The sequence below is a fragment of the Paenibacillus sp. p3-SID1389 genome (assembly GCF_025151705.1).
GTDB classification, from domain to species: Bacteria; Bacillota; Bacilli; order Paenibacillales; family Paenibacillaceae; genus Fontibacillus; species Fontibacillus phoenicis.
On sequence record NZ_JALXVO010000096.1, the window covers coordinates 1 to 4936 of the forward strand.

At 37.0% G+C, this 4936-nt stretch carries 6 protein-coding genes and 1 pseudogene; all 7 read left to right on the top strand.

Translation table 11 applies throughout. The features are described from left to right. A partial coding sequence (locus tag M3G15_RS21035) for a hypothetical protein (RefSeq protein WP_260071982.1) occupies window positions 1–569 on the top strand: 569 nt, incomplete at its 5' end. A 191-nt stretch (window positions 570–760) separates the two neighbouring features. Beyond that, window positions 761–1399, top strand: coding sequence for a hypothetical protein (locus M3G15_RS21040; RefSeq protein ID WP_260071983.1), 639 nt, complete (start codon window positions 761–763; stop codon window positions 1397–1399). Window positions 1400–1671: 272 nt separating this feature from the next. After that, window positions 1672–2289, top strand: a complete 618-nt coding sequence (locus tag M3G15_RS21045; protein WP_260071984.1) for a hypothetical protein — start codon at window positions 1672–1674, stop codon at window positions 2287–2289. 15 nt (window positions 2290–2304) lie between these two features. After that, a complete protein-coding gene (locus M3G15_RS21050) occupies window positions 2305–3093 on the top strand; it encodes a Swt1 family HEPN domain-containing protein (protein ID WP_260071985.1) in 789 nt (262 codons plus the stop codon). Window positions 3094–3392: 299 nt separating this feature from the next. Continuing rightward, window positions 3393–3839: a GNAT family N-acetyltransferase gene (locus M3G15_RS21055; RefSeq protein ID WP_009224833.1), complete on the top strand. Its 447-nt coding sequence runs from the start codon at window positions 3393–3395 to the stop codon at window positions 3837–3839. A 177-nt stretch (window positions 3840–4016) separates the two neighbouring features. Further along, entirely contained in the window at window positions 4017–4517 is a 501-nt protein-coding gene (locus tag M3G15_RS21060; RefSeq protein WP_009224831.1) for a hypothetical protein, read from the top strand. A gap of 174 nt (window positions 4518–4691) precedes the next feature. After that, window positions 4692–4936: pseudogene (locus tag M3G15_RS21065) on the top strand (class I SAM-dependent methyltransferase); the annotation flags it as partial.

Genomic DNA, 4936 nt, shown 5'->3' on the forward strand with positions numbered 1-4936 from the left:
CTAAAATGATTCTTATGATTATAGTTTCATATTTGGGAAGAACGTTTTTTCCCGATGTATCTAAATTCATGCTTTCAGTTTATTTTTGGTTGGTTTATACGATTATTGTTATTGGAATATGTTATAAGGAATATAAAGATTTCAAGGATTTCTCTAAGCACTTAGACTTGATATATGAAACGAAGAATGAAGAATTGTCATATGCTAAGCTAGAGAAGTTTGCCGTTTGGTCAGGAGCTTTTGCTGAAATAAGTAAAACAAAATTAGATATATTGAAGGCGTTCTCGCCAATTCCAATAATAATATTTATTTTGGGGGTATATACAAATAACAATTCCAGTATTAATACTAAGATCAATATTTTCTCTACAGAATTATTACTTGGTGACTTACTAATGTACTTAGGAGTGGGCATCCCAGTATTCTACTTTTACTTTATTTATAAATCATTTTCAGCTTATAAAAAGCACATGAGAAGAACCATGGATTATAAAGCTGAGGCAATTGTTATGAAGGAAAAAATTAGAAGTTTAAGTAAGTTAATCAATGAAGACAAGGACTCCGCATAACACAACATTCACGCATCGGTCCGGCATACGACGTCCCTCGGTCGCCCGAGGCATTACGAGGAAGCGGACTCAGGCGACAACCCTGCGAACCTAACCGCGTCGCGGCCGCCCCTTTGGGGCTTAAGGTTCTCGGGTTCGTGAATACGGAAACGTTAGGTGAAATTGCCGAAGAGCCGATTTGGAGGTAATTCATGAAGTTTACATCAATACGTAAGAAGACTAGAGGTATGAAGAAAAAAGCAAGGAAACTCGCTTCATGGGCAGAACATCATAAGCAACTGGATATTGAGTCTTTACTAAAACACCGTAAGGAATATGTGAAGATTTGGATTAAACCATTCTATAATCTATATCAAATTAACTCCAAAGAAGTCGGAAAGAAAAACCCTACTTATAAATTTAGGAAACAGATTTTTTATCAATTAATTGAAATCTATTTAGCCTGGCAAGAGAAGCTTGAACAATTGAATCAACCTTATTATTTGAAGATATGGCTAGCTGATCCTGAGTTCATAGACTCGCAAGTAGTTGCGGCATTAGGCACGGAAATTGAATATTACAATAAGATATTTATGGATAACGAAGTACATAAAGAATTTCCATTGCTGATTCATCACCCATCAACCGATAAGTTTCTCTGGGAAAGATGTGTGAATGGTTATTATGTTTGGGAAAGTGATTTGGAAACAACGAAGGAAATTAATGATATCCAGAATAGAGCTCTAAAAACAGATGAAGTGATTATAGATGGAAGAATAGAACGCTCTTATTTCATTAATACTGGAGATATGTGGACTGGGAGTATTCAAAGAAGCGGCAACATCACCTAACACCATATTCACGCATCGGGGCATTCGCCCCTCGGTCCGGACCGGAGTTAGGAGCGGATTCAAAGGTGAGATTCCAGTAGCAGGGAAGTAGATTCAGCCGGACACACCCGCACCACCTAACCGCATCGCGGCCGGTCCTTCGGACCTTAAGGTGGTGGGGCGTCGTGAATACAACAACGTTAGAGGAAATAACACGAAGCATACTGATGGAAGGAATTTACCATTCGACGTAGAAATAAGTACCAAATAAATTAGTCGAAGGTGGTAATTCCATGTCAGGAAATGTAAAAGTGCAAATTGATCTTAAGAATGGCTCTGTTTTGGTTGAAGCTCCGGATGAATCAATTGATAGAATATTTGATAGACTAGAACACTTTCTTCCAAAATTCAACACAAATTACAGAGAAAACGAGGAAATAGATACTTTCTCAGGGGATAGTGAAGCTGTCGAAAAACAGTCGCATAATGATGAAGAAACAAACAAAGGAACTGAAAACAAGAATAATCATAAGCCACAAAATAAAAACACAAATAAGAAAAGCACAAGTTCCAGAGGTGAGAGCTTAAAAGTTGTTGATCTTCCGTTTAGCTCTGAGCAAAGAAGAAAGCTAAAAGAGTTTTATGAAAGTAAAAAACCTACTAACCAGAATCAACAACTTCTTGTTGTTATTTATTGGTTAGTTATTGAGGGTAATATGAAAGAATTAACAAAGGAAGAGATTTTCACTGGTTTAAGAATAACAGGTGATAAAGCACCAAAGCGAATTTCATCTGTTATATCTAATCTTTTGCTTGAAGGGTATATACTTTCTGATGGTGGAAAATACAAATTACATCATACAGGTGAAGACTTTGTGATGCATGATTTACCCAAAAAACCTGAAAAGTAACGGTGGGATAGTTAAATGGACACTTTCGAGACATTTTGCAGTATTTTTCCTTTCGATAAAACAACAAAGGAAGATCATGCAATCGCATTTGGATGGTTTTTTTGCAAGTCAACAGGGAATGAGGAATTTGATCTAAGATCGATTTCACAGTTCTTTTATTTAGCCTCGCTTCCAGCACCGAACACGACTCGATTAAAGAATGCTTTAACGAAAAATAGAAATGTTCATCGTGGAAAAAACCATAATTCATTCAAACTTAGCAGAAAGATTATTGATGAAATGAATGAAAAATATGGTGAAGTGTTCGATGGAAAACCCGTAAGAATAGTTGACCAGGCGGGTGTCGATAAAACTCCATTACTATCTGAATCTGAAATAAACGACGCCTATAAAATGGCTGAACTTTATATCATATTGCATTGTTATGAGAACTCAGTTAGAAAACTGATTGAGAATGTCTTGTATAAGGAAATCGGAGCAGATTGGTGGGAATCTGCATCAAATGCGCAATTACGAGGTAAAGTAAAAAATAGAAAAGAAGTAGAGAATAAAAATAAATGGCTAAGCCCACGAGGTAACGGCTCCCCTCTATATTATGTGGATTGGGGAGATCTCGTAAGTATCATTAGAAAGTTCGAAAGTTTTTTTCTTCCAATTATAAAAGAATTAAAGTTCGTTGAATTAAGGTTAGAAGAATTGGAGAAGTTAAGGAATATAGTTGCGCATAATGGTTACCTCCCTTCAGATGAAGACTTTCAAAGAATCGTACTATCTTTTCGAGACTGGTGCAGACAGATTCGATAGAATATTTCTGGGACTAGAACAAAAGGTAATATTCTAGTCCCTTTGATTTTTTTAGAAGGGAACTCAAAGATGTCGTGTTACTTCCTCTAACACTGCATTCACGCATCGCAGCCATTCGGCTGCTCGGTCCGCCTGAGGAATTTTCAAGGAAGTTGATTCAGGCGGACAACCCTGCGAACCTAACCGCGTCGCGGCCGGACCCATTCGGGTCCTTAAGGTTCTCGGGTTCGTGAATACGAGAGACGTTATGCGAAATTCCTGAGAGAAAAGAAAAATGAAATTAGGTGAAATCCAAATCAATGATTAATCTAAAAGATTACAATGATCGAAAGGAAATCATAAATTTATTAGCTGAATGCATGTTCTCAGAGGAAGAACGAGTAGTTCAGGAATATGAACAATATAAGAATGATCAATCTAGAATATTACTAGGAAGAATTGAGAACCAAAAATTAGTTGGGTTACTCGGAATCGTTTTTCAATCAGATAACGAAGTTGAATTAAAACATATAGCAATAAAATCTAGTAATAGAAGACAAGGATTAGGCACTAAATTAATAATGGAATTTTTGAAAGAGAATCATATAAGAAGAATAGAAGCCGAAACCGATAAGGATGCAGTAGATTTTTATAGAAAGATTGGCTTTTACATTACGACTTTGGGAGAGAAATATCCTGGAGTAGAACGATATAAATGCATATTAATAAATTCGAAGTTTATTCAAGAGGTCAGGAACTTCACATAACACCGTATTCACGCTTCAGGGCTATCGCCCCTCGGTTGTCAGATGTATAATCATGGAAGAAGATCAGACAACAAACGCCCCAACCTAAGATAAGAGCTATCTAAGGCTGGGGCGTTTCGTGAATACAAGAACGTTATGTGAAATCAGCATAAATAAAAAATTGAAAGAGTGGTATGAATGACTGGATGCAGATATTTATTCATTTCTTCTAATGGAGATAAGATTATAAAGATCTCTCAACCCAAAAATCACAAATATAAGTCTGTACCTCAATTAGCAAATCAGAATGTACTTGAGGTCATTTTATTTTACAAAAATAAAGACAGGAAGCCACATCAATTGCTTACGGTCGAATTTGACCGATTCCGATTAGATTCCAATGGTAATTATGAAGAAACAGAAGTAGATAGGAAAAGAGCTTTTCATAATTTCTTTGCTTTTGGAATGCCGAGTTTACTCGAAGAAGTAGAAGTAGATGATAAACCATTACCTATACCTGTTGCTCCAATAGTTCCAACCGATAGTGAGAAAAGATCATTATACAGTTACATAAATGAGAAGTTACCTAACTTAGCAGCTGCTGCCCCGTATGTTGTTGAGAGTAAAATTAAAGCATCGAGAGAGAAATACGAAGAGTTTAAAACCATCGCAAAGAAATCAAAGAACCGACTTAAGTAGTTCGAAGAAGATGCTGACATCACATAACATTATATTCACGCATCGGGCATACGCCCTCGGTCCGGCAGAGGGATTTCGTGGAAGTAGAAGCAGAGCCGGACACACCCAGCATTCGCTGGGCGTCGTGAATACGGGAACGTTAGATGAAACTTGCAGAAAGCTAGAGGTGAGGGTTTGGACAGAGTAGCGTATATAAGATCAGAAGAGAAGAAATATCATGACTTCTGTTATGATAATTACAATTTGTATGAACCTGGTTCGTGGCTGCATAGACCAGTAAGAACCGTAATCGACCTCCTCGATGAGTATAAAGGTCAAGAATACTTATCTGTATTAGATTTAGGATCTGGAATTGGTAGGAATAGTATCCCCATAGCAGAATCATTAAAGACCAGAATGGGGAAAGTAGTTTGCGTTGA

Bases quoted from the DNA above. Each gene is read 5' to 3' on its own strand.
- M3G15_RS21045 (WP_260071984.1), top strand. From the start codon at position 1,672: ATGTCAGGAAATGTAAAAGTGCAAATTGATCTTAAGAATGGCTCTGTT.
- M3G15_RS21060 (WP_009224831.1), top strand. From the start codon at position 4,017: ATGACTGGATGCAGATATTTATTCATTTCTTCTAATGGAGATAAGATT.
- M3G15_RS21040 (WP_260071983.1), top strand. From the start codon at position 761: ATGAAGTTTACATCAATACGTAAGAAGACTAGAGGTATGAAGAAAAAA.
- M3G15_RS21050 (WP_260071985.1), top strand. From the start codon at position 2,305: ATGGACACTTTCGAGACATTTTGCAGTATTTTTCCTTTCGATAAAACA.
- M3G15_RS21055 (WP_009224833.1), top strand. From the start codon at position 3,393: ATGATTAATCTAAAAGATTACAATGATCGAAAGGAAATCATAAATTTA.